The sequence below is a fragment of the Serratia sp. MMO-28 genome (genome assembly GCF_037199905.1).
Taxonomy (GTDB): Bacteria; Pseudomonadota; Gammaproteobacteria; order Enterobacterales; family Enterobacteriaceae; genus Chania; species Chania oryzae.
In genome coordinates this window covers 32865-57904 of record NZ_JBBCVB010000029.1, presented here as the reverse complement: position 1 = coordinate 57904, position 25040 = coordinate 32865, and the positions used below count along the sequence as shown (strand labels likewise).

22 protein-coding genes are annotated in these 25040 nt (G+C 55.3%); 10 read left to right on the top strand and 12 right to left on the bottom strand.

Annotated elements, in window-relative coordinates:
- Positions 1-251: 251 nt before the first annotated feature.
- The 5 genes from potF to rlmC all read left to right on the top strand — a co-directional run bounded on the left by potF (position 252) and on the right by rlmC (position 5722).
- A complete protein-coding gene (potF, locus tag WG891_RS21715; protein WP_337264444.1) occupies positions 252-1361 on the top strand; it encodes a spermidine/putrescine ABC transporter substrate-binding protein PotF in 1110 nt (369 codons plus the stop codon).
- A gap of 140 nt (positions 1362-1501) precedes the next feature.
- Complete coding sequence (gene potG, locus WG891_RS21710; protein WP_076942297.1) at positions 1502-2635, top strand: putrescine ABC transporter ATP-binding subunit PotG; 1134 nt, start codon at positions 1502-1504, stop codon at positions 2633-2635.
- A 24-nt stretch (positions 2636-2659) separates the two neighbouring features.
- Entirely contained in the window at positions 2660-3622 is a 963-nt protein-coding gene (gene potH / locus WG891_RS21705; protein WP_076942296.1) for a putrescine ABC transporter permease PotH, read from the top strand.
- Positions 3619-4464 carry a putrescine ABC transporter permease PotI gene (gene potI / locus WG891_RS21700; RefSeq protein ID WP_337264443.1) on the top strand — a complete coding sequence of 282 codons (846 nt, stop codon included), beginning with the start codon at positions 3619-3621 and terminating at the stop codon, positions 4462-4464. Before potH ends, potI begins: the two co-directional genes overlap by 4 nt.
- A gap of 130 nt (positions 4465-4594) precedes the next feature.
- Positions 4595-5722 carry a 23S rRNA (uracil(747)-C(5))-methyltransferase RlmC gene (gene rlmC, locus WG891_RS21695; protein WP_337264442.1) on the top strand — a complete coding sequence of 376 codons (1128 nt, stop codon included), beginning with the start codon at positions 4595-4597 and terminating at the stop codon, positions 5720-5722.
- A 40-nt stretch (positions 5723-5762) separates the two neighbouring features.
- Here the strand turns inward: rlmC and WG891_RS21690 are convergent, their stop codons facing one another.
- The 5 genes from WG891_RS21690 to artP form a co-directional block, all read right to left on the bottom strand.
- Complete coding sequence (locus WG891_RS21690; RefSeq protein WP_337264441.1) at positions 5763-6497, bottom strand: arginine ABC transporter substrate-binding protein; 735 nt, start codon at positions 6495-6497, stop codon at positions 5763-5765.
- 184 nt (positions 6498-6681) lie between these two features.
- On the bottom strand, positions 6682-7350 hold the full coding sequence (gene artM / locus WG891_RS21685) for an arginine ABC transporter permease ArtM (protein WP_337264440.1): 669 nt from the start codon (positions 7348-7350) through the stop codon (positions 6682-6684).
- Positions 7350-8066, bottom strand: a complete 717-nt coding sequence (gene artQ / locus WG891_RS21680) for an arginine ABC transporter permease ArtQ (RefSeq protein WP_076942291.1) — start codon at positions 8064-8066, stop codon at positions 7350-7352. Before artQ ends, artM begins: the two co-directional genes overlap by 1 nt.
- A 9-nt stretch (positions 8067-8075) precedes the next feature.
- The gene (gene artJ, locus WG891_RS21675) at positions 8076-8807 is read right to left on the bottom strand and encodes an arginine ABC transporter substrate-binding protein (RefSeq protein ID WP_337264439.1); all 732 of its coding nucleotides are present in this window, start codon (positions 8805-8807) and stop codon (positions 8076-8078) included.
- 33 nt (positions 8808-8840) lie between these two features.
- Entirely contained in the window at positions 8841-9569 is a 729-nt protein-coding gene (gene artP / locus WG891_RS21670) for an arginine ABC transporter ATP-binding protein ArtP (protein ID WP_337264438.1), read from the bottom strand.
- 371 nt (positions 9570-9940) lie between these two features.
- Between artP and WG891_RS21665 the strand changes: the two genes are divergently transcribed.
- A complete protein-coding gene (locus tag WG891_RS21665) occupies positions 9941-10789 on the top strand; it encodes an N-acetylmuramoyl-L-alanine amidase (protein ID WP_337264437.1) in 849 nt (282 codons plus the stop codon).
- Here WG891_RS21665 and WG891_RS21660 read toward each other — a convergent pair.
- Positions 10784-11794, bottom strand: coding sequence for an NAD-dependent epimerase/dehydratase family protein (locus tag WG891_RS21660; protein WP_337264436.1), 1011 nt, complete (start codon positions 11792-11794; stop codon positions 10784-10786). The genes WG891_RS21665 and WG891_RS21660 overlap by 6 nt on opposite strands.
- A gap of 163 nt (positions 11795-11957) precedes the next feature.
- Positions 11958-13403, bottom strand: coding sequence for a DUF2867 domain-containing protein (locus WG891_RS21655; RefSeq protein WP_337264435.1), 1446 nt, complete (start codon positions 13401-13403; stop codon positions 11958-11960).
- Between the two features lie 157 nt (positions 13404-13560).
- Here WG891_RS21655 and WG891_RS21650 point away from each other — a divergent pair, with 157 nt between their 5' ends.
- Complete coding sequence (locus tag WG891_RS21650; protein WP_337264434.1) at positions 13561-13908, top strand: DUF1294 domain-containing protein; 348 nt, start codon at positions 13561-13563, stop codon at positions 13906-13908.
- Positions 13909-13962: 54 nt separating this feature from the next.
- Here WG891_RS21650 and ltaE read toward each other — a convergent pair whose 3' ends face one another.
- The 4 genes from ltaE to WG891_RS21630 form a co-directional block, all read right to left on the bottom strand.
- On the bottom strand, positions 13963-14979 hold the full coding sequence (ltaE, locus tag WG891_RS21645) for a low-specificity L-threonine aldolase (protein ID WP_337264433.1): 1017 nt from the start codon (positions 14977-14979) through the stop codon (positions 13963-13965).
- A gap of 94 nt (positions 14980-15073) precedes the next feature.
- The gene (gene hcr / locus WG891_RS21640) at positions 15074-16078 is read right to left on the bottom strand and encodes an NADH oxidoreductase (RefSeq protein WP_337264432.1); all 1005 of its coding nucleotides are present in this window, start codon (positions 16076-16078) and stop codon (positions 15074-15076) included.
- A 54-nt stretch (positions 16079-16132) separates the two neighbouring features.
- Complete coding sequence (hcp, locus tag WG891_RS21635) at positions 16133-17782, bottom strand: hydroxylamine reductase (protein ID WP_337264431.1); 1650 nt, start codon at positions 17780-17782, stop codon at positions 16133-16135.
- A gap of 233 nt (positions 17783-18015) precedes the next feature.
- Complete coding sequence (locus WG891_RS21630) at positions 18016-18912, bottom strand: lysine exporter LysO family protein (protein WP_337264430.1); 897 nt, start codon at positions 18910-18912, stop codon at positions 18016-18018.
- 249 nt (positions 18913-19161) lie between these two features.
- Here WG891_RS21630 and WG891_RS21625 point away from each other — a divergent pair, with 249 nt between their 5' ends.
- Positions 19162-20820: an ATP-dependent endonuclease gene (locus WG891_RS21625; RefSeq protein WP_337264450.1), complete on the top strand. Its 1659-nt coding sequence runs from the start codon at positions 19162-19164 to the stop codon at positions 20818-20820.
- On the opposite strand, the gene WG891_RS21620 is transcribed toward WG891_RS21625, so the two are convergent.
- The gene (locus tag WG891_RS21620; RefSeq protein WP_337264429.1) at positions 20817-21776 is read right to left on the bottom strand and encodes a VirK/YbjX family protein; all 960 of its coding nucleotides are present in this window, start codon (positions 21774-21776) and stop codon (positions 20817-20819) included. The genes WG891_RS21625 and WG891_RS21620 overlap by 4 nt on opposite strands.
- 199 nt (positions 21777-21975) lie before the next feature.
- Between WG891_RS21620 and macA the strand changes: the two genes are divergently transcribed.
- Positions 21976-23088, top strand: coding sequence for a macrolide transporter subunit MacA (macA, locus tag WG891_RS21615; RefSeq protein ID WP_337264428.1), 1113 nt, complete (start codon positions 21976-21978; stop codon positions 23086-23088).
- A complete protein-coding gene (gene macB / locus WG891_RS21610; protein WP_337264427.1) occupies positions 23088-25034 on the top strand; it encodes a macrolide ABC transporter ATP-binding protein/permease MacB in 1947 nt (648 codons plus the stop codon). Before macA ends, macB begins: the two co-directional genes overlap by 1 nt.
- Positions 25035-25040: the final 6 nt, after the last annotated feature.

Sequence of the window (25040 nt, the reverse complement as noted above, 5' to 3'; positions counted from 1 at the left end):
GCATAAAAAATCGATAAAAGGCGTTTTTTACTCTGAAGGCTGGTACACCCCGGCAACTCCGGTTATGCTGCTGATTCTTTTCAAGGCTTGTGTTTCCCTTTGTGAACACATGGGCTGAGCAGATGAAAAAAGTTTATGTAATCAACTGCATAGCCATTCATTCGTGGTCGCAACGATTGCGCTCGGTGAGTCGAAGGTTTTGTATCAATTCAGGATACAAATTTACCCCTTGTTTTTGGAGGAAGTTACGGATGGTCAACCAACGTAAAAAGTGGTTATCGGGTGTTGTCGCCGGTTTGCTGATGGCAGCTTCTGTTACAGCATCAGCCGCGGAGAATACGCTGCACATCTACAATTGGTCCGACTATATTGCGCCGGATACCCTCGCCAAATTCCAGAAAGAAACTGGCATTAAAGTGGTGTATGACGTCTTCGACTCCAATGAAGTGTTGGAAGGCAAACTGATGGCGGGCAGCACCGGTTATGATTTGGTCGTGCCTTCGTCCAACTTCCTTGAGCGCCAGTCCAGGGCCGGTATTTTTGAACCGCTGGACAAGAGCAAAATCCCTAATTACAAAAATCTCGATCCTGAGATGCTGAAATTGGTGGCAAACAACGACAAAGACAACAAGTACGGCATTCCCTACATGATGGTGACGACCGGTATCGGTTATAACGTCGATAAGGTGAAGGCCGTATTGGGCAAGGATGCGCCGCTTGACAGCTGGGATCTGATCCTCAAGCCAGAGAACCTGGAAAAGCTCAAAAGCTGCGGGGTGTCGTTCCTGGATGCGCCAAGTGAAGTGTATGCCACCATCCTGCATTATCTGGGCAAAGATCCGAACAGCACCAATGCAGAGGATTACACTGGCGCTGCGAACGATCTGCTGATGAAACTGCGCCCGAACATCCGTTATTTCCACTCTTCGCAATACATTAACGATCTGGCAAATGGGGATATCTGTGTGGCGATCGGCTGGTCCGGTGACGTGATGCAGGCAGCCAACCGTGCCAAGGAAGCGAAGAACGGTGTGAATGTGGCCTATACCATTCCGAAGGAAGGGGCACTGGCTTATTTCGATATGTTTGCGATGCCAGCAGACGCGAAAAACAAAGATGCGGCCTACCAGTTCCTGAACTTCCTGCTGAAACCGGAAGTGATTGCGGATATCAGTAACCACGTCTTCTATGCCAATGCGGTTACAGAAGCCACTGCGCTGGTGGATGCCCAGGTGCGTGATAACCCGAACATTTATCCGCCAGCGGATATTCGTGCCAAACTGTTTGCCTTGAACGTGCAGTCGCCGAAAGTTGATCGTGTAATTACCCGCGCCTGGACTAAAGTTAAAAGCGGGAAGTAATGTGTAAGGGTTCTGCAGATAGAGCCTGATTATCCATATTATCTGACCAGCAGGCGGAGGGTATTCCCGCCTGCATTGCCATTCTGGGCCATGGTAATTGCCGTGGTTATTTGTACTGTTTTAGCCGGAGAGCACCCCGATTGAACGACGCCATTCCTCGTCCTCAAGCCAAGTCGCAGAAGGTATTTACCCCTCTGCTGGAAATCCGTAACCTCACCAAAACCTTTGATGGCCAAAACGCGGTCGAAGACGTCAGCCTGACGATCTACAAAGGCGAAATCTTTGCGCTGCTTGGCCCCTCCGGTTGTGGAAAGTCCACGCTGCTGCGTATGCTGGCCGGTTTTGAACAGCCAACAGAAGGGCAGATTGTCCTCGATGGTCAGGACATGTCCCTCGTTCCGCCTTATCAACGCCCGGTGAACATGATGTTCCAGTCCTATGCGCTCTTCCCGCATATGACAGTGGAGCAGAATATCGCTTTTGGCCTTAAGCAGGACAAAATGCCGCGCGCGGAAATCAACGATCGCGTTACGGAGATGCTTTCTCTGGTACACATGCAGGAGTATGCCAAGCGCAAACCTCACCAGCTTTCTGGCGGGCAGCGTCAGCGCGTGGCGCTGGCACGCAGCCTGGCTAAGCGGCCAAAGCTGCTGTTGCTGGATGAACCTATGGGGGCGCTGGATAAAAAACTGCGCGACCGCATGCAGCTTGAGGTGGTGGATATCCTGGAGCGTGTTGGGGTGACCTGCGTGATGGTTACGCACGATCAGGAAGAAGCGATGACCATGGCGGGGCGTATTGCCATCATGAACCGTGGCAAGTTCGTGCAGATTGGTGAGCCGGAAGAGATTTATGAGCATCCGAACAGCCGTTTCAGCGCCGAATTTATCGGTTCGGTCAACGTGTTTGACTGCGTGCTGCAAGAGCGGCGCGATGACGCTCTGATCCTGCAAAGCCCCGGCCTGCGCCACGCGCTGAAGGTGGATCCTGACTCTTCGGTTGTGGATGGGGTGCCGATTCAGGTGGCACTGCGCCCAGAGAAAATCATGCTGTGCGAAGACCTGCCGGAAGACGGCTGTAACTTTGCCATCGGTGAAGTGGTGAATATTGCTTACCTGGGGGATTTGTCGATCTACCACGTGAAATTACTCAGTGGGCAAATGATCAGCGCTCAGTTGCAGAACGGCCACCGTTTTCGCAAAGGGATGCCGACCTGGGGTGACGAAGTACGCCTGTGCTGGGAAACCGATAGCTGTGTGGTTTTGACGGTGTAGTTGAGAAGGTGAGGAGTAACCATTATGACATTGCTTTCTGAACGTACGCCGGAGCCCCCGGCACGCACGCCCGGTGCGATAAAAGCCTTTATTCAGCGCTTGCAGATGGCCCACGGCCGCAAACTGGTGATCGCACTGCCATACCTGTGGCTGGTGCTGCTGTTTATGCTGCCTTTCCTGATCGTATTCAAGATCAGTTTGTCAGAGTTAGCCTTGGCGGTGCCGCCTTATACCGATCTGATGAGCTGGGCCGACGGCAAGCTTGATATCGCGCTCAACTTTGCCAACTATCTGCAACTGACCGACGATCCGCTGTACATCGACGCCTATCTGCAATCTCTGCAGATTGCCGCGGTCTCTACGCTGTGCTGCCTGATTATTGGTTATCCGCTGGCGTGGGCGGTTGCGCACAGTAAACCTTCGACCCGCAATATCCTGCTGCTGCTGGTGATCTTGCCGTCCTGGACGTCGTTCTTGATCCGCGTTTACGCCTGGATGGGGATCCTGAAGAACAACGGCGTGCTGAATAACTTCCTGATGTGGTTGGGGGTGATCGATCAGCCGCTGGTGATCCTCCATACCAACCTGGCGGTGTATATCGGCATCGTTTATTCCTATTTGCCATTTATGGTGCTGCCGATTTATACCGCATTGACGCGTCTTGACTATTCGCTGGTGGAGGCTTCGCTGGATCTCGGTGCCAAACCGCTGAAAACCTTCTTCAGCGTGATTATGCCTTTGACGCGCGGTGGTATTATTGCCGGTTCGATGCTGGTGTTTATTCCGGCGGTGGGGGAGTTTGTGATCCCGGAACTGCTCGGCGGGCCGGATAGCATTATGATTGGCCGCGTGTTGTGGCAAGAGTTCTTCAACAACCGCGACTGGCCGGTGGCCTCGGCGGTTGCCACCATCATGCTGTTGCTGCTGATTGTACCTATTATCTGGTTCCACAAGCACCAGAACAAGGAAATGGGAGGGCAGGGATGAATAACTTGCCGGTTGTACGTTCACCATGGCGTATTGCCATTCTGGTGGTGGGTTTCACCTTCCTCTATGCACCGATGCTGATGCTGGTGATTTACTCGTTTAACAGCTCGAAGCTGGTTACGGTGTGGGCCGGGTGGTCAATCCGTTGGTACATTGAGCTGTTTAACGATTCAGCGATGATCAGCGCCGTTGGCCTGAGCCTGACCATTGCGGCGGCATCGGCCACGGCGGCGGTGATCCTCGGCACCATTGCCGCCGTGGTGATGGTGCGCTTTGGCCGTTTCCGTGGTTCAACTGGTTTTGCTTTCATGCTGACGGCACCGCTGGTCATGCCGGATGTGATCACCGGTCTGTCGTTGCTGCTGCTGTTTGTTGCCATGGGGCACGCTTTTGGCTGGCCGTCGGAACGCGGGATGTTCACCATCTGGCTGGCACACGTCACTTTCTGTACCGCCTATGTTTCGGTGGTGATCAGTTCACGTTTGCGCGAGCTTGATCGTTCGATCGAAGAGGCCGCGATGGATCTGGGGGCAACGCCGCTGAAAGTATTCTTTGTCATCACTTTGCCAATGATTGCGCCAGCCCTGATCTCCGGTTGGATGCTGGCGTTTACCCTGTCGCTGGATGATTTGGTGATAGCCAGCTTCGTCGCTGGGCCAGGCGCCACCACGCTGCCGATGCTGGTGTTCTCCAGCGTGCGTATGGGGGTTAACCCGGAAATTAACGCCTTGGCGACGCTGATCCTGCTGGTGGTTGGTGTACTCGGTTTTATTGCCTGGTGGTTTATGGCGCGCGCAGAGAAACAGCGTGCGCGTGAGCTGCAAAGGGCCGCCCGTGGCTGATCGCCGAACCTGACTCAAGGCGCCGCCTGATTAGGCGGCGCTTTTTGATCGCCCATAAATAAGTTTTTGTGGGTTTACAGTGCTACAATCTGCGCCCTCATTAGTCACCCTGATTTCACGGTTAATATTCATGCATTGCGCTTTGTACTCGGCGGGCACCTGCCGTTCCTGTCAGTGGCTGGAAAAGCCTTATCCACAGCAACTGGCGGAAAAACAGCATCACCTGCAGTCGCTACTGGGTGAACATCCGGTAGAACAGTGGCTGGATCCGGTTGCCGGTGAGCAAGGCGCATTCCGCAATAAGGCGAAAATGGTGGTTAGCGGCAGCGTTGAACGCCCGCTGTTGGGGATGTTGCACCGCGATGGCTCGCCGGTAGACTTGTGTGCTTGCCCGCTCTATCCCGCCAGTTTTGCACCGGTATTCAGCGCATTGAAGCGTTTTATTGCCCGCGCGGGGTTAACGCCCTACAACGTGGCGCGTAAACGCGGTGAGCTGAAGTATCTGCTGCTCACCGAAAGCACCAGCAATGGCGGTATGATGCTGCGCTTCGTGCTGCGTTCAGAGAACAAGCTGGCGCAGCTGCGTGCCGCTTTGCCTGAGTTACAACAGCAACTGCCGCAGCTGCAGGTGATTTCCGCTAATATTCAGCCAGTGCATATGGCGATCATGGAGGGGGAACGCGAAATCCCGTTAACCGAACAGCAGGCGCTGGAAGAGCAATTCAATCAGATACCGCTGTATATTCGCCCGCAGAGTTTTTTCCAGACTAACCCGCAGGTGGCCAGCCGCCTGTACGCGACCGCGCGCGATTGGGTGCGTACGTTGGCTATTAATAGCCTGTGGGATCTGTTTTGCGGCGTGGGGGGCTTTGGTTTGCACTGTGCTCAACCGCAAACGCGGCTGACCGGTATTGAGATCAGCGCCGAGGCCATCGCCTGTGCCAAGCAGTCGGCGCAAACGCTGGGTTTGCAGCAGGTTGATTTCCAGGCACTGGATTCAACCCGCTTTGCCACCGCAGAAGGGGAAGTGCCGGAACTGGTGCTGGTTAACCCGCCACGCCGTGGGATTGGTAAAGACCTGTGTGAGTATCTCAACCGTATGGCACCGGGTTTTATTCTCTATTCAAGCTGTAACGCAGTGACCATGGCGCAGGATATGGCGAGTTTAACGGATTACCGTATTGCACGTGTTCAACTGTTCGATATGTTCCCGCACACCGCGCATTATGAAGTGCTGACGCTGCTGGTGCGTAATTAAACCGGGCCCGGCAAGCAGGCCCGTAAAACGTGCAACCTGCTTACTGTGGGAACCACTTATCGTTGATCGCCTTGTAGGTGCCATCCGCTTTGATGGCCTCCAGCGCGGTATTCAATTTGGCCAGCAGCGCCTGATTATCCGGGCGTACCGCAATGCCTAGGCCAGTGCCGAAGTAGGCGGCATCGGTGACATGCTCACCTACCGGAGCCAGCGTCGGGTTCGTCTTCAGCCACTGATTGACCACCGCAGTATCGCCGAATACGCCATCGATACGGCCGTTTTTCAGCTCCAGAACGGCATTCTGGTAGCTGTCATAAGAGACGGTATTAATGTCAGGATGTCTATCCTGCATGTATTTCTGATGAGTAGTGCCGTTCTCCATTCCGACCTTTTTGCCTTTCAAATCCGCCAACGAGTTGAATTTCCCTTTTTCGGCGATCACGATCGCCGAGTTGGCATAGTACGGCTGAGTGAAAGAAACCTGCTTGCTGCGCTCTGGCGTGATATCCATTCCGGAAATGACCGCATCGTATTTTTTGAATTTCAGCGCGGCGATCAGGCTATCAAATGCATGATTGGTAAAGGTGCATTCAGCTTGCATCTGTTTACACAGCGCCTTGGCTAGATCGATGTCAAAACCGACAATCTGGTTGCTGGCATCCAGAGATTCGAACGGCGGATAGGTGGCCGAAGAGGCAAAACGGATGGTATCCGCAGCGCTGGCGTTAAAGGTCATCCCGGCCAAAATCGTGGCGGCGAGTAACAGTTTTTTCATGGGTAAAACTCCTGTCAGAAATGGTTTTTATCGCGCCATCATTGGTTTTTACCTGGCGGTATTTGGGATGGCTATGCTGGAAATATGCCATTTAGTGAATTTATATGCAATTAAAATGACTATTAATTTTATTGAAGGGTAAAAAAAGCCCTGCATAGGCAGGGCTGGATAGAGCAGGGTAGGATCAGTTGCGGCGTTCAAACGCCAGCGCACGGCGTTCAATCAGGCGCATCAGCAACGTCAGCAAACCGTTGACGCACAGGTAAACGATGCCGGCGGCACCGAATACCATCACATCATAAGTGCGGCCATACATCAGTTGGCTGTAGCCCATCACTTCCATCAACGTAATGGTATAAGCCAGCGAGGTACTTTTGAATACCAGCACCACTTCGTTGGAATAAGACGATAGCGCACGCTTGAAGGCAAACGGCAACAGAATGCGCAGCGTTTGTTTGCGTGACATGCCCAGCGCTTCGCAAGACTGCCATTGGCCTGCCGGGATAGCGCGCACCGCGCCGTGGAACAGCAGGGTGGTATAGGCTGCGCTGTTTAGCGCCAGTGCGATCATCGCACACAGCCAGGGCTGTGAAAGAAGGCTCCACAGCCATGGATATTCGCGGATCGCCGGGAACTGGCCTGGGCCGTAGTAAATCAGGAAGATCTGCACCAGCAACGGAGTACCGGTGAACAACGTAATGTAGATCTTCACCAGGGGGGTAAGCACTGGCGTTTTCAGCGTCAGGATCACCGTCAGCAGCAGCGACAGCAGCAAGGCAACGATCAGCGCCGCGATGGTTAACGTCAGGCTGGTGTGCAGCCCTTTGAGGATCTCGGGTAAGAACTCAAGCATCAGGATGGCCCCCGTTCAAAACGCGTCGTACGGAGTTCGATCCGTTTAAGGATATATTGGCTGAACAGGGTCACGAGCAGATAAATCGCCGCCGCGATCACGTACCAGGTAAAGGGCTCCTGAGTGCGGGTAGCGATACTCTTGGTTTGCAGCATCAGATCGTTGACGCTGATCAGCGAGACCAGTGCGGTATCCTTCAGCAGCACCAGCCATTGGTTGCCTAACCCAGGTAACGCGTGACGCCACATCTGCGGCATGATCAGGCGGAAGAAAATTGCCGCTTTCCCTAGCCCCAGAGCTTGGCCTGATTCCCATTGGCCCTGCGGCACGGCTTTCAGCGCACCACGCAGCGTCTGAGAGGCGTAGGCAGAATAGAGCAGGGCCAGGGCGATCACGCCGCACAGGAACGGGCTGACTTCGAAGTTATCGATAGCTAACTGCACCGGCAACTGGAACAGGCCAAAATTCAGGGTAAAGCCGTCCGACAGCATCAGTAACAGCTGGGACGAACCGAAATAAATAAACAGCACCACCAGAATTTCCGGCAGGCCGCGCAGCAGGGTTACCCAGGCGGTGCCGAGCCAACTGACCACTTTCCAGCGTGAGGATTCCCAGACGGCAAACAGCATCGCCAGGATCAGCCCGAGGACCAGGGCACAAACGGCAAGGCCGACGGTCATCCCGGCGGCGCTGGCTAAAGGTTGGATTTCATTCATGGATGATGATTACTGCTGAAACCATTTTTTGTAGATGGTTTCGTAAGTCCCATCCTGTTTGATTTTATCCAGAGCGGCATTCAGTTTGCCCTGCAGCTCAGTATTCTGCAGACGCATGGCGATACCCAACCCGGTGCCGAAGTAATCTTTGTCCGTCACTTTGTCACCCACGGCGGCCAGTTCAGCGTTCTGCTTCAGCCAATCGTTGACCACGGCGGCGTCACCGAATACCGCATCAATCCGGCCGTTTTTCAGATCCAGAATGGCATTCTGATAGCTGTCGTAAGGTACGGTGGTGATTTCCGGGTGTTTGTCGGTCAGGTACTTCTGGTGAGTGGTGCCGTTCTGCACGCCAACGCGTTTGCCTTTCAAGGCGGCAACATCAGCCACTTTGCCTTTCTGCGCAATGAACAGCGCCGAGTTGGCATAGTAAGGCTGAGTGAACAGCACCTGCTTTTCACGCTCAGGGGTGATATCCATTCCAGATATTACCGCATCGAAGCGCTTGAACTTCAGGCTAGGGATCAAGCTGTCAAAGGCCTGGTTGGTGAAGCTGCAGTCAGCCTGGATCTCTTTACACAGGGCATTAGCCAGATCGATATCGAAGCCCTGAATTTTATTGTCTGCGCCGATAGATTCGAATGGAGGATAGGAAGCCTCCATCGCAAAACGGACCTTTTCGGCCGCAGAGGCGGAAACGCTGATACCCGCCAGAACGGCGGCGATAATGAATTTTTTCATCGTAAACTCCCCTAAAAACAGCAAGTCAATTTATTAGTGTGATAAATAGTTCGCAAATTCAGCGGTTTGCGGTTGCGCAAAGTGGCTGGCATCGCCCTGTTCCACCACGTGGCCGTTTTCCATATACACCACACGGCTGGCGGTTTTACGCGCCACTTCAACCTCGTGGGTGACGATCACCTGAGTGATACCGGTACCGGCCAGTTCGCGGATGATGCTGACAATCTGGGCGGTGATCTCCGGATCCAGTGCGGCCGTCGGTTCATCGAACAGCAACACCTGAGGCTCCATCATCAGCGCACGGGCAATGGCGACACGCTGTTGCTGGCCACCGGAAAGGTGCAGCGGGAAACGATCGGCAAAGTCGGTCAGACGCAGGCGTTTGAGCAGCTTATCGGCACGCTCCATCGCCTGTGCCTTGCTCAAGCCAAGCACGCGGCAAGGGGCTTCGATCAGGTTCTGCACCACGGTCAGGTGGGGCCAGAGATTATATTGCTGGAATACCATGCCGACGTTCTGGCGCAGCTCGCGAATGGCTTTTTCACTCGGCGTCTGTTTGAAGTCGAATTGATTGCCTGCAATCTGCAGTTGGCCTGAGCGCGGCATTTCGAGCAGGTTCAGGACCCGCAGCAATGAGCTTTTCCCCGCACCGCTTGGGCCAAGCAGCACTAAGGTTTCCCCTGCTGGGCAATCCAGCGTGATGTTAAACAGCGCCTGGTGCGCGCCGTAAAAGCAATTGATATCTTTTAGTTGAATACTCATGCGCCGGAATTGAATAGACATTGATGCCGCGAATGTTAACTTCCGCAGAATACTTATGCAATCTTTGTGAGTTAAAATTTATTACTACGCATCATAATGGTGAAAGAATAGTACAAGATACCGCGACTCACGCATGAATGGCGGATTTGTCGCGTACTGTGTGATATTGGTAGCGATTTTTCTTAAGCTGCTGATAATTTGCGCTGGCTTTTTCCAGGCTAACAGGTTGGCGGTGGAGCATGGGTAATAGGTTACACTTCCTTGTAAATCAGCGGGCTCTGTGATCATGTGTTGAGTATTGGTACAGGTTAATCAAGGTAAGTTACACATTACCGCCCAAGCCAATGGGCAAAAAAGACAGGAAGAAACAGATGAATATCAGGTCAGGGGTCGTTGCCATCATGCTAACGCTGTTAGTGGGCTGCCAACGCTCAGGGGGCGACACGTTGGTGGATCACGGCAGTTATCAGTTGGAAACGCGGCATCAGGCGCAGGGGACCGATCAGCGTATCCGTTTTCTGGTGATGCACTATACCGCCGAAGATTTCCATTCATCGTTGAAAACCCTGACCGATGAACACGTCAGCGCCCATTATCTGTTGCCTGAACATCCGTCATTACGTGATGGCAAACCCGTCGCCTTGCAATTGGTGCCGGAAGAGATGCGCGCCTGGCATGCCGGGGCCAGCTACTGGCGGGGGCGTAGCAGTCTGAACGATACCTCGATCGGTATTGAGATCGTCAACCCAGGTTTCAGCCGTACGCTGCTGGGCACACAGTGGCAGCCCTATACCCGCGAACAAATCGATCTGCTGATTCGCCTCAGCCGCGATATTGTGCAGCGCTATGGCCTGCAGCCGACGGATGTGGTTGGCCACAGCGATATTGCTCCGCAGCGTAAGCAGGATCCTGGGCCGTTATTCCCCTGGCAGCAACTGGCGCAGGCGGGCATCGGTGCCTGGCCGGATCGGCCGGTGGTCGAACGTTATCTGGCGGGGCGCGATAAACAGATGCCGGTGCCGATGGCGACGCTGTTGGAGAAGCTGGCACGCTATGGTTACGGTATCGATCCGCAGTGGAATGCCGAACAGCAGCGAAATGTGGTGGCGGCATTTCAGATGCATTTCCGGCCCAGCGATTATCGCGGTGAGCCGGATGCCGAAAGTGAGGCGATTATTGATGCGTTATTGGCGAAATATGGTGCTGCGCGCCGATCATAAACCGTGCAGTTTGCCGTGATCTTTCAGCCAGCGCGCCGTGCGGCTGATGCCTTCTTCCAGCGAAATCAGCGGCTGGTAGCCTAACTCCTGCTGTGCTCGGGTGGTGTCCAGCGTCAGGTCAAAGTTGAGCTTGGCGACTCCGTAGTGGGTCAACACCGGCTCTTTCTCGCTTTTGCTGCTGAGCTTTTCCATGCCGCGAGCGATCATGTCCAGCATGGGATAAGGCACCGAGCGGATGCGGCATTTCATGCCCAATTCGTCGATCAGTTGCTGTACAACTTCGCGCAGTGGGCAGACCTGCTGATTGGTGATGTTGTAGGCACGGCCAGACTGGGTGGTCTCTTTCTGGGTTGCCAGCCACATGGCGTGGACCGCATTTTCCAGATAGGTCATATCCACCAACGCGTTACCCCCGCGCGGCAGCAGCAGGCTGCCATAGTGCTTAATCATCTGCAGCAGGCGTGGCAGCATCACCTTGTCGTGCGGGCCAAACAGCCCCTGTGGGCGCAGAATGGTAAAATGGGTCTGTGGGTTGGACAACGCCAGTTGCTGGATCACCTGTTCACCTGCCGCTTTGCTGCGGGCGAACTCATTGGCGTAGCGCAGCGGGCGGAAATCTTCGCTCACGTTGCGATGATGCCGATAGTCGAAGTAAATCGCCGGTGAAGAGATATGGATAAACTGCGAAACGCCGTAAGCGGCGGCCCATTCCCCCAAACGGCGGGTAGCGCGCACGTTGGCCAGCTCAAAGGCCTTCTCTGTGCCCCAGGGGGAGGTAAAGCTGGAGCAGTGCCATAACACGTCCACATCTGCCAGCATGGCCTTGGCCTGCGAGGAGATCAGATTGGTGAGATCGGCATGAATAAATTCGGCACCCAGCTTTTCCAGCAGGCTGCCCATCGCCTGGTTGCGGCCGGTGGCGCGCACTTTTATGCCTTGGCGGCGCAGATATTCAACGGCGTTACGGCCTAAACCACTGGTGGCACCGGTGACCAATACCTTCATAGCGAACTCGAGTTCTCACCAAAAATCAGAATGCGGAATGGGGAGTTAAGGCTCCCCAGTACAAGTAGGCCGCCATTCTTTCGTGAATCAGTGCGCTATGCAATCGGAAAGCACCCAACCGCTGCGGGAAACTGTGCGGTTGATCGGTAAATAGGCACCGCCCTCATTTCTCTGGGTGCTGATGATCGTACTCTTCGGCCAATTTGGCGATGCGTTTGGCCATGCCGCGGAAAATAAACAGGTGTGCGGGCATCATCACAAACCAATACAGCAAACCGCTGAAACCGGCAGGGTGCCACCAGGCGCGCACATCAAGCTGACGGCAATCGCCCATCTCCTTGATGCTGAATGTCAGCCGGCCGAGACCTGGCGCTTTCATACCGAACATCAGCGCCAACTGACGCAGCGGCTTCATGGTGATCACTTTCCAGCCGTCAACCAGATCGCCAACCTCTAGCGTATCGCGCGCGGGGCGCCCATAAACGATGCCATTACCCGTCAGGTCATCCATGCGTGCGCGAATCTGCCACAAAATGTTGGCGTAGAAGTAGCCTTCCTTGCCGCCCAGTTGCTGCACCACGTGCCATAAAGCGGCGCTGGAGGCCTGCGTATCCAGCGTGCAGCCAGCCTGTTTCGGGTAAAAGCCGTAGCCTGGCCGCCAACGGGCTCGGGCTTCAGGATCGTAGCCCCAGTCGGCGGAGTCGATCACTTCATCCTCGCGGCGCAACGTTTCCTTCACCGCCTCATCAAAGGTTTGCAGCTTCTGTGGGATCAGCGCCTGCAGCGGTTGGCCATCGGCAGGGAGATCGTGGTTCAGCCCTTGGATCAGCGCACTGGCGATTGAAGTGGGAACCGAGGTAATCATGCTGATAAACCACACCGAGATAAAGCGTGTGGGTAATGGAACCGGGATCAGCCAGCGTTTTTTACCGCTGATGACGATAAAGCGCTCAAACAGGGTTTGATAGCTGATGTATTCCGGCCCGGCGACATCAAAAATGCGATTCTCCTGCGCCGGGTGCTGCAGCAGTTCAGTGAGGTACACCAGGAGGTTTTCCAGCGCCACCGGCGAGGATTTTGAGCGCACCCAGCGCGGAGGTGTAAGGATCGGCAGGTTGTAAACCATATCGCGCATCACTTCGAATGCGGCGGAACCGGGGCCGACAACGATGCTGGCGCGTAATTCAGTCACTGGAATACCGCTCTGACGCAGAATTTCGCCGGTCAGTTTGCGGGCGATCAGGTGTGGCGAGCTTTCCCCCTCTGGTTGCAACGCGCCGAGGAAAATCACCTGTTTAACTTTTGAACCACGCAGGGCGTTGCGCAGGTTTTCTGCTGCCTGACGCTCTTTTTCGATAAAACCATCACCGTCGCCCATGCCATGAATCAGGTAGTAAACGGTATCGATCTGCCATAACGCTGCCTCCAGCGTGTCCGGGCGATAGATATCCACGTAACGGCAGCTCACGCGTGGCCAGTTTTGCTCTTCCAGCCATTCTATACGGCGCGCGGCGGCTGTGATCTCATGCCCTTGTTCCACTAGTCGGGGGATCAGATGCTGGCCGATATAGCCGCTGGCTCCGAGAACCAGAATACGTTGGGGTATCATTAATACAGCCTTGTATCATTATTTTTGGTGTAGGAGGAGTGACAGGATGCCAAATTTGCTGATTAAATTCACTTTTTGTATGGATATTCCGCGTTGCATTTGAGCGGGTGTCAGTCCACTATACGCAGCGTATCTTGCTCAGCATCCGTGAACTTCCATGAAAATCAATCATTTCTGCTATCTCTTCCTGGCGCTGCTCTCCGCTGGCTGCCTGTACTTTTCAAACCCTCTTTGGCTCTGGCTGCTGCTGGTTAACCTGCTGACGCTACTGATTTATGGTGGGGATAAACTCGCCGCCTGCAAGGGGTGGCAGCGCGTACCAGAAATCACGCTGTTGCTGTTTGGGCTGATCGGCGGCTGGCTGGGAGCTATTTTGGGCCAGCAGCTTTTCCGGCATAAAACGCAAAAACAGCCCTTCAAGACCTATTTTATGCTTAGCGTGGTGGTTAACCTGCTGGCCATACTGGGGGCCGGTTATTGGTTCTATGGCCGGATGGTGGTTTGAGCGCGGGCAGCGCAATCCCCCGAAAAAGCATCAGGGGATTGCGGCTACACGGCATCAGGCATGCTGATGCAGAAATTGTTGCCACAAATCGACCACTTTCTGCAGATCCTGACGGCTGACGTTGAGGTGGGTCAGGATCCGCGTCAGCGGCCCTGAACTGATCAGCACACCGTTTTCGCGCATCCATGGGCCGAGTTTGGCGGCCATCTCCGGAGATTGACGCAGATACAGCACGTTGGTCTGCGCGCCCGGTTCTGCGATCTCTACGCCGATATTACGCAGTTGCTGTTCCAGCCATTTCGCGTTGTCATGATCGTCTTTCAAGCGTGCCACGTTATGCTCAAGCGCATACAGGCCCGCCGCCGCCAGAATACCGGCCTGGCGCATACCGCCACCGGTCATTTTGCGCCAGCGGAGAGCACGCTGGATAAATTCCTCACTGCCGCATAACAGCGAACCAACCGGTGCACCCAGCCCTTTTGACAGGCAAATGGTAAAGGTATCGCAATATTGTGCGATGGTTTTCAACGGAACGTTGAGCGCGACGGCGGCGTTGAAGATGCGCGCGCCGTCGATGTGCAGTGCCAGATGGTGCTCGCGGGTGAATTGCCAGGCCTGTTGCAGGTAATCGAGCGGCAACACGCGGCCGCTGATGGTATTTTCCAGGCTTAACAGGCGGGTTTTGGCAAAATGGATATCGTCGGGTTTGATCGCCGCCGCCACTTTGTCCAAGGGCAGGGTGCCGTCGGGATTGGCCTCGATCGGCTGTGGCTGAATGCTGCCCAGCACGGCAGCACCGCCCGCTTCGTATTTGTAGTTGTGCGCCTGCTGGCCAACGATGTATTCCTCACCGCGTTGACAGTGGCTTAACAGCGCTACCAGATTGGCCTGGGTGCCCGTGGGCAGGAACAGCGCAGCCTCTTTGCCGGATAGCCTGACGGCTTCTGCCTGCAGTGCGTTCACCGTTGGGTCGTCACCATACACGTCGTCGCCAACGGCGGCATGCGCCATAACGTTGCGCATTGCTGCGCAGGGTTGTGTGACGGTATCACTGCGTAAATCTATGAGCATACGAATCCTTATCGCCAATCAGAGAAATGGCTTCCATCATAACCGGATTGCGGCGCTGAAAAAGCAGAAAATGCAGTGCGTGCTGGATGTCCGATCAGGCGAGAGTCACATCACCCTGTAACTGGCAACTGCAGGCTAAGACATAGCCCTGCTCAATTTCTGCCGGGGTTAGCGTCATAGTACTGCTGGTGGTGTAGTGCCCTGCCACAATACGGGTTTTGCAGGAGCCACATACGCCAGCACGACAGGCGGCAAGAACCGGCAGTTTATGGGCTTCCAACGCCGCGAGCAGCGTGCTGCCGACTGGGACGCGGAACTCACGCAGCGGTTGGCCGATACGCAGTGTCAGTGACTCGTTTGACGCATCGCTCTGTTCTGCTGAAGTATGGAACTGCTCTTTGTGGAAGCGTGAGGCGGGAACGCCAAGCTGCGCACAGAGTTGCTCGATCTGCTGCATATAAAGCTCGGAACCACAGGCCATGACCACACGTTCGGTGATATCGGGAGCGACCTGCTGTAAGAATGGCGCACTGATACGGCCATTCAGCAAGCCAGATTGTGCACTCTGTTTGGCGATCAGCGTCAGTTGTAACTGTGGATGTGCGGTACACAGATCTTGCCATTCGTCGGCAAAAATCACGTCCGCCAGCGTGCGCACGTTATAGATTACGCGGATATCGCATTGCGGGCGGTTGGCCACCAGCCAGCGGCACATCGACATTATCGGCGTAACGCCGCAACCGGCCGCCAGCATCAGGTAACGATCGCTGGGGTGTTGGACACAGCTGAAATCGCCCTGAGCATCAGACAGCCACAGCACATCGCCGGGTTTGACTTCCTGCGTCAGCCAGTTCGAGCCGCTGCCTTCCGGCAGACGACGTACGCTGAGGCTGATAAAACGGCTTAAACCGGGCGAGGAGGAGAGGGTATAGGCGCGCAGCGTATCTTCACTGTTACGAATGCTGACCAGCGCAAACTGACCGGGTTGATAGAGGTAAACATCAGGATTAATCAGGTTCAGCGTCCAGACATCGGCGGTTTCCTGCTGGATGGAGTGCACCTGCATCGGGTTAGGGCAAAGTGGGCTGGGTGGGGTCATCGTGCACCTCAAAAATAAAAAACGGGGCCGCTATTGCAGCCCCGGAAAACGGTATTAGCCGAGCAGCGTTTGCATGTCCTGCTCTACGGTAGTGATCGGGCGTAGACCGAATTTGTCGTTCAGCACCGCCAGCAGGTTATCGGTCAGGAACGCCGGTGCGCTCGGGCCGGTAACGATATTTTTTACGCCCAGTGACAGCAGCGTCAGCAGGATGACGATCGCTTTCTGCTCGAACCAGGACAGCACCAGGCTCAGTGGCAGATCGTTCACCGTGCAGCCGAGTTTCTCGGAGAGTTTTACCGCCAGCATCACCGCCGAATAGGCATCGTTGCACTGGCCGACATCCAGCAGGCGTGGCAAGCCTTCCAGCGTACCGAAGTCCAGCTTGTTGAAACGGTACTTGCCGCACCCCAGCGTCATGATCAGGCAATCTTGCGGCACGCTGCGGGCGAAATCGGTGAAATAGCTGCGATCGTCACGGCTACCGTCGCAGCCGCCCACCAGAAAGACATGGCGCAGTTTTTTCTGTGTTACCAGGTCGATCACCGTATCGGCCGCGTTCAGCAGCACCTGGCGGCCAAAGCCGATGGTGATCAGGTGTTCAAGCTCATTGTACGGGAAGCCGTTGAGCTGCTGGGCCTGGCCGATCACCGCGCTGAAATCGTCCCCTTCCAGGTGTTTGACACCCGGCCAGCCGACCATGCTGCGCGTCCAGATGCGATCGCCATAGTTGCCAACGTTCGGATCGATAATGCAGTTGGAGGTCATCACGATCGGGCCTGGGAATTTGGCGAATTCGGTCTGCTGGTTCTGCCAGCCGCTGCCGTAGTTACCCACCAGATGAGGGAACTTTTTCAGCTCTGGGTAAGCGTGTGCTGGCAGCATTTCGCCGTGGGTATAGACGTTGACGCCGCTACCTTCGGTCTGCTCCAGCAACAGGCGCAGGTCTTGCAGATCGTGGCCGGAAATCAGGATAGCTTTACCCGCCACCGGGCGCACGTTGACCGAGGAAGGTTGCGGATCGCCATACGCCAGGGTTTCGCCACGATCGAGCAGCGCCATAACGTTGAAGTTCATCTTACCGATGGCCATGGCGTTATTCAGCAGGGTATCGACATCGCGCGGTGCGGTGCCGAGCCAGGCCATAAAGGCGTGGTATTCGGCGTAGATCTGGTTATCGAACTGCCCCAGCACGTGGGCGTGTTCCATATAGGCGGCGGCCCCTTTCAGGCCGTATAAGCACAGCATACGCAGGCCGTGAATATCGTCGCCGACTTCAGCTTTATCGCTGTTGAGCGCAAACTGTGCCGCCTGCTGTAACAGCGAGGGGATATCATTGCCTGCCAGTTGCAAGGCCGCCAGCGGATGATCGACACGCACGCTGGCATCCAGCAGGCGGCAGCGCGCGGCCAGCGATTCGCGCAGGGCAATGGTCTCACGTGCATAGCTGATAATGCGATCGGAATCGAAATTCACGTTGGTCAGCGTTGAGAAGAAGGCGCGTGGGGAGAAGTTGTCGATGTCATGATCAATAATGCCCAATGCGCGGGCTTGTAAGGCCCAGGCGGAGAGGCCTTGCAGCGCGGCGACCAGCAGATCTTGCAGGTCGGAGGTTTCTGCCGTTTTGCCACACATCCCTTGAGCATAAGAGCAGCCGTTACCTGCCGGTGTCCGGATAGTTTGTTCACATTGCACACAGAACATAATCGCTTCCTTTTTAAAGTTGCATTTGTAATGCCTGTTTTTGAGCATAGATCGTCAGGGAGGGCTTAAAAAGACTTTTTTATTAAAACCTTACCTAAACTTGATGTAGGACAAATTAGTGCGCGGATGGGAATTATTACGCTTTGCGCTCCGTCATATTTCAAGCTGCAGGTACGTGGGCTTTCCTGCAGCTCGAGTTATTCAGAGAGGGCGGTAAAGGCAAGATGAAAAGATCAGGAGAACAGCGCCATCAGCACCGGCCCCAGCAGGCTCAGCAAGAAACCGTGTACGATCGCCGGTGGAACCATTTCCAGCCCGCCGCTGCGTTGCAGAACCGGTAAGGTGAAGTCCATTGAGGTCGCGCCGCACAGCCCCAGCGCCGAAGAGCGGCTGCGGCGCACCAGCGTCGGGATCAGCATAATGGCCACCAGTTCGCGCGCCAGATCGTTGAAGAATGCCGCGCTGCCCAACACCGGGCCGTAGGCGTCGGTGATCAGGATGCCGGAAAGCGAATACCAGCCAAAGCCGGAAGCCATCGCCAGCCCGGTTTTCAGCGGCAGCCCCAGCAACTGTGCCGCCAGCGCGCCGCCCGCCAGTGCGCTGAGCGCTACCACCAGCGCCACGATCATGCCACGGCGGTTGAGCACGATCTGGCGTAGCGTCATACCGCTGTTACGCAACTGAATACCGACCAATAGCAGCAGGAAGAGCAGGGCATACTCGCTGCCCTTGCTGGCGAACTGCAGCCATTGCCACTGCGTCAGGCCCAGCACAAATCCCCCCAGCACCACGAAGCACAGCTTCAGCGATTCCAGTGCCATATGCAGGCGCGAAGGCAGTTTTTCCTGCTTGTGGGTATTTTTCCACGGTTTTCGGCGTTCTAACACCAATAACATCAACAGGTTGGCGCAGAAGATGCACAGGAAAAACACCCCGGTGTACTTAAATATCAGCACCAGATTGCTGCTGAGATCCTCCAGAAATGCCAGGCTGATGCCCATAAAGAACAAAATAACGTAGACCATCCAGCTCAGCAGACGGTTAATGGCCTGAATCAGGGGCTTGCTGCGCAAAGGAATAAGGTAACCGGCGATCAGCGGTAAGAGAATAATCAGCAGTCCTGAATACATGATGAAGCGTGTGTCCTTTAATCTGGGAGAGGGCCGGGAACCCGGCAAGCTCAACACGCTAACGAAAATGCGCGCTGGAGTAAAGCAGCAGATTTGATGATGTCTGCTTGACCTCAAAGGGTTTTTTTGACCATTCTCAAGGGGTAGAGTTCGCATATTGGCAGGGCGATTTCCCCCTGGTTATCTGACGTTGCAAGGGGTTAGCGACGCTCCCCCGCATCGGGGTAGAGTGCGCAGGCGAGGTGGATGATGTTCTTAGAGCGTGTTGAAATTGTTGGATTTCGTGGTATCAACCGGCTTTCATTGATGTTGGATGAGAACACCGTATTACTCGGTGAGAATGCCTGGGGTAAGTCCAGCTTGCTGGATGCAATGACCTTTCTTCTGGCACCAGAGCAAACGCTGTACCGTTTTGAAGCGCGGGATTTTCACTTTCCCCCTGGCGATGAGGCTGCCAAAGAACGTCATCTGCAGATTATTTTCACCTTCTGTGAAAAGGATATTGGCCACGCGCACTTGCCACGTTATCGCCATCTTTCGCCGCTTTGGTCGAAGGGCGAGGATAACCTGGGGCGTATTCACTACTGTTGTGAAGGTGAGCTGGAAGATGATGGCACGGTGTGCACCTGGCGGCGTTTTCTTGATGCCGACGGCAATGCGCTGAACCTGCATCATATCGATCAACTGGTGCATGCGCTGATCCGTATTCACCCGGTGCTGCGCCTGCGTGATGCGCGTTTTATCCGCCGTTTGCGCCCCAGTTCTCTTAACGATCGTCTCCCGGTCGATAACGAAGCATTGGCACAGCAGTTGGATCAATTGACGCGCGAACTGGTCCGTAATCCGCAAAAGTTGACCAATTCCGAGCTGCGTCATGGGCTGGCGGCGATGCAGCAACTGCTGGAGCACTATTTTGCCGAGTTGGGTTCACAGGTGCCCGGGCCACGCCGCCATCGTCAGGCGGAGGATCGGCAGGCGTGGCGCTCGCTGGACAACATCAACCGCACGATCGCTGAACCCAACAGCCGCAGCATGCGCCTGATCCTGCTCGGCATGTTTTCCACGTTGCTGCAGGCCAAGGGCAACGTGAAGCTCGATCCCCATGCCCGGCCTTTGTTGCTGGTGGAAGACCCGGAAACGCGTCTGCACCCGATTATGCTGTCGGTTGCCTGGAGCTTGCTCAACCAGATGCCGTTACAAAGGATCACTACCACCAACTCCAGCGAACTGGTTTCCCTGGTGCCGGTGGAGCATATTTGCCGCCTGGTGCGTGAATCGGCCCGTGTGGCAACCTATCGCCTGGGGCCGAGTGGTTTGAGCCCGGAAGATGGGCGGCGTATCGCGTTTCATATCCGCTTTAATCGGCCTTCTTCGCTGTTTGCCCGCTGTTGGCTGTTGGTGGAGGGAGAAACCGAAGTCTGGCTGCTGAATGAACTGGCACGCCAATGTGGTTACCACTTTGAGGCCGAAGGGGTGCGGGTGATCGAGTTTGCCCAATGTGGCCTGAAACCGCTGCTGAAGTTCGCCCGCCGGATGGGGATTGAATGGCATACGTTAGTCGATGGCGATGAAGCCGGGAAAAAATATGCCAATACCGTGCGCAACCTGCTGGATAACCATGAGGACAACGAGCGCGATCGCCTGACGGTGTTACCGGCGCTGGACATGGAGCACTTTATGTACAAAGAAGGGTTCAGCCCGGTTTATCACCGGGTGGCGTCGGTGCCGCTCAAGGTACAGATGCCGGTGCGGAAAGTGATCCTCAAGGCAGTGCATCACTCATCGAAACCCGACCTGGCGATTGAGGTGGCGATGCAGGCGGGGGCCTGGGGAACGGACTCCGTGCCGCCACTGCTGAAGAAAATGTTCTCGCGCGTCGTCTGGCTGGCACGTGGCCGGGCTGATTAGGCCTGAGGCTGTGGGAAATGCGCGGCGATGCCCTGCTGCAGCTCATCCAGCAACTGGTAGCGGCGGCGGTATTCTGCGCGTTTCTTACTGGCGATCTCCTCCATGGGTTTGCGGGCAACATGCTTGGGCAGCAGAAAATACCCGTCATCGAACGGTTTGCCTCCTATAGAAGCCCAGAACTGATCGTAATCGGCATGCAGCAGAGCTCTCTTTTTCCGGTTATAGCGCCAGTTCTGATAAATATGGGTGCTATTGCCCACCGCTATCACTTGACCGAGCTTCAACTGCTGCGCCAGTTGAAGAGTGCCCTCCAGAACCAATCGCTTTGGAAACAGGCCGTGGCAGGCTTTGGTGGTGCTTTGGATCTCTGCATGTGGAACCGTGCAATGAGCACCCTGCAGGCCGCCGATAAACAGCGTTGGCTGGTGGCGGTAGTTCATTAAGGTAAAGGTCACCTCCGCTAGCATGATACCTTTAGCGTTACGCAGGAGCAGGGTAGCTTCTCCTTCCTTGTTCAATTTATCGATAGCGGCCAGTTGCAGGCAGATTTGCTCACCGTTTTTGCCCTGGGCGGAACTCAAGGTGAAAGGCTGGCGTCCAAGATGACCAAGCCGCATTTTCAGTGGCATACGCTGGATAATCAAATTGTAATGATCGCGCAACGCAAACAGGCCATCAATGTGTTTCATATTGGCGGCCAGGTAAGGGCGATGCAGTTTGCACGGCAAGTTCGGCTGTGCGCTTAAAATCTCATCCAGCAAAGGGTTGCTGGCCAGCGTATTGAGCAGGCCGCTGGTAATGGGCCAACTGAGCAGTGAGCGGCTGAAGAACTTAAGTCGGAAGGAGGTTTTTCTCCAAGCCTGACTGGGTATCTTGTCGCCAATGAGCAGTGCCGTTATCAATTGCCAACCGTTGGCAGGTTTGACAGAGGTGAATGAATCGCTGAGCTGGGACATGATGACGTTCTCGTTGGTATTGAATAGCGTCATTTCAGCAAAATGTCGCTAAACAGCAGGTCAATAAGGGCCTTTCAACGTCAGGAGTTGGCAACGCGTTGAGCTTAGGTTTAGTTATTGATAACTAAGCATGATAACTTTATTCGGCTGTGGTATTCGGCAGCCCACGACTGACAAAAACAGGTAGGAACAAACATTGATGGGGTTAGCAGGACGTAAAAAACGCTGGTTGATAGGATGCACCGTTTCAGTAGCGCTCGCCGCTCTGCTCTATTGGCATTTTAGCCATCCGGTACCGGTGAATTTTCAGACGGTCAAGGTAACCAAGCGTGATCTGCAGCAGAACGTGCTGGCAACCGGCCAGTTAGATGCGGTGCGCAAGGTTGACGTCGGTGCTCAGGTCAGCGGCCAGTTGGAGAGCCTGAAGGTCGAGATTGGCGACAGGGTGAAAAAGGGCCAACTGCTGGCCATTATCGATCCGCAACAGGCGCAAAACAGCATTCGTGAAGGTGAAGCTACCCTGCAGCAACTGCAGGCCCAGTTGTTGCAGGCGCAGGCAGAACAGCAGTTGGCGTCGGTGACCTTACAGCGCAATCGTGAATTGGCCAAACAGCAGGCGGTATCGCCTCAGGATCTGGATCAATATGCGACCGAACTGGCGGTGAAAAAAGCGCAGGTTGCCACCATCAAAGCGCAGATCATGAAAAATCAGGCCAGCCTGGACACCGCAAAAATCAACCTGGCCTATACCCGTATCGAAGCACCGATGGACGGCGACGTGGTGCAGATCACCACTCAGCAAGGCCAGACGGTGATCGCCGCGCAGCAGGCACCTAACATTCTGACGTTGGCGGATATGAGCACCATGCTGGTAAAAGCCCAGGTGTCTGAAGCCGATGTGATCAACCTGAAACCGGGGCAGAAAGCCTGGTTTACCGTGCTGGGCGATCCAAAAAAGCGCTTCGATGGCGTGCTGAAAGACATCCAACCGACGCCGGAAAAGGTCAACAATGCCATTTTCTACTACGCGCGTTTTGAAGTACCGAACCCGGAAGGTTTGTTGCGCCTGCAAATGACGGCTCAGGTGCATATTCAGCTTTCTGGTGTCAGCAATGCGCTGGTGATCCCATTAACAGCCTTAGGGGATCAGATCGCCGATAATCGTTATCACGTTGCGCTACTGAAACAGGGCAAAGAAGAAGCGCGTGAAGTTACCATCGGCATTCGTAATAACATTGATGTGCAGATCCTCAGCGGGTTGGACGTGGGTGACGAAGTGATTATCAGCCGTGGCGGCGTGGGGGCCCACTGATGGCGGCGTTGTTGGAACTGAAGGGGATCCGGCGTAGCTATCTCTCTGGCGATCGGACGGTGGATGTGCTGAAGGACGTCAGCCTGAGCATTGAGGCGGGTGAGATGGTGGCGATTATGGGGGCCTCCGGCTCCGGTAAATCGACGCTGATGAACCTTCTCGGCTGCCTGGATAAACCCAGTGCCGGAACTTATCGGGTGGCTGGGCAGGATGTTGCCACCCTCAACGGTGATGCGCTGGCACAGCTGCGGCGTGAGCATTTTGGTTTTATCTTCCAGCGCTACCACCTGTTACCCCACTTGAGCGCAGCACATAACGTTGAGGTTCCTGCGGTTTATGCCGGTTTAGGCAAGGCGGCGCGGCGGGAAAGGGCGGCGGCGTTGCTGCAGCGCCTGGGTCTGGGTGAACGCATCGCTTATCGGCCAAGCCAGCTTTCTGGCGGCCAGCAGCAGCGCGTCAGTATTGCGCGGGCGTTGATGAACGGCGGGCAGGTGATCCTGGCGGACGAACCGACCGGCGCACTCGACAGCCATTCCGGTGAAGAGGTGATGACGATCCTCAAGCAACTGCGTGAGCAGGGGCACACGGTGATTATCGTCACGCACGATCCGGCGGTGGCGCGCCAGGCCGAACGGATTATTGAAATTCGCGATGGGGAAATCATCGCCGATTCTGGTTCGGTGGCACGCAACAATACACAGGCAAAAACCGTGGAATTGGCCACCCCGGCCCCTTCCTGGCAGCAGATATCCGGCCGTTTCCGTGAGGCATTGGTGATGGCCTGGCGGGCGATGGTGGCCAACAAAATGCGCACGGCGCTCACCATGCTGGGGATTATCATTGGTATCGCTTCGGTGGTGTCGATTCTGGTGATTGGCGATGCAGCTAAACAAATGGTGCTGGCAGATATCAAATCGATCGGTACCAATACCGTGGATGTTTTTCCGGGGAAAGATTTTGGCGATGATGATCCCGCTTACCGCCAGGCTTTGAAATATGGCGATCTGGACGCGCTACGCGAGCAGCCCTACGTCAGCGCACTGTCACCCAAGATCGCCAGCAGTATGCGGCTGCGTTTTGGCAGTATTGATGTTGCGGCCAATGTCACCGGCGTCAGCGAGCAGTTTTTCCGGGTTTATGGCATGGAATTCACCCAGGGTGCGGGTATCGATCCTCGGCAGGTGCAATCGCAGGCGCAGGTGGTGGTGATTGACACCAATACCCAGCGCCGTCTGTTTCCGTACCAAAAAGAGGTGGTGGGGGAAGTGATTCTGGTCGGTAATATGCCAGCCACGGTGGTGGGCGTGGCAAAAGAGAAGCAGTCGATGTTTGGCAGCAGCCAATCGCTGAGCGTGTGGGTGCCCTACACCACCATGGCTAACCGCCTGGTAGGCAAAGACAGCTTTGATTCGATCACCGTGCGTATCCCCGAGGGTTACAACAGCCTGGAGGCGGAACAGCAACTGACGCGTTTACTGACCTTGCGCCACGGTAAGAAAGATTTCTTCACTTACAATATGGACACCCTGGTACAGACGGCGGAAAAAACCACCCGTACCTTGCAGCTCTTCCTGACGCTGGTGGCAGTGATCTCACTGGTGGTTGGCGGCATCGGGGTGATGAATATCATGCTGGTTTCGGTAACGGAAAGGACGCGCGAGATCGGCATTCGTATGGCGGTGGGGGCTCGCTCTGGCGACGTATTGCAGCAGTTCCTGATTGAAGCGGTGCTGGTGTGCCTGGTGGGTGGTGCGCTGGGGATTGCCCTGTCGTTTGCCATCGGCCTGCTGGTGCAAATGGTGCTGCCGGGTTGGCAGATCAGTTTCCCTCCTGCTGCGTTGCTGAGCGCGTTTCTGTGCTCGACTGGGATCGGTGTGGTATTCGGCTATTTACCGGCGCGCAGTGCGGCAAGGCTGAACCCGATTGATGCGTTGGCTCGTGAGTGATAAGCC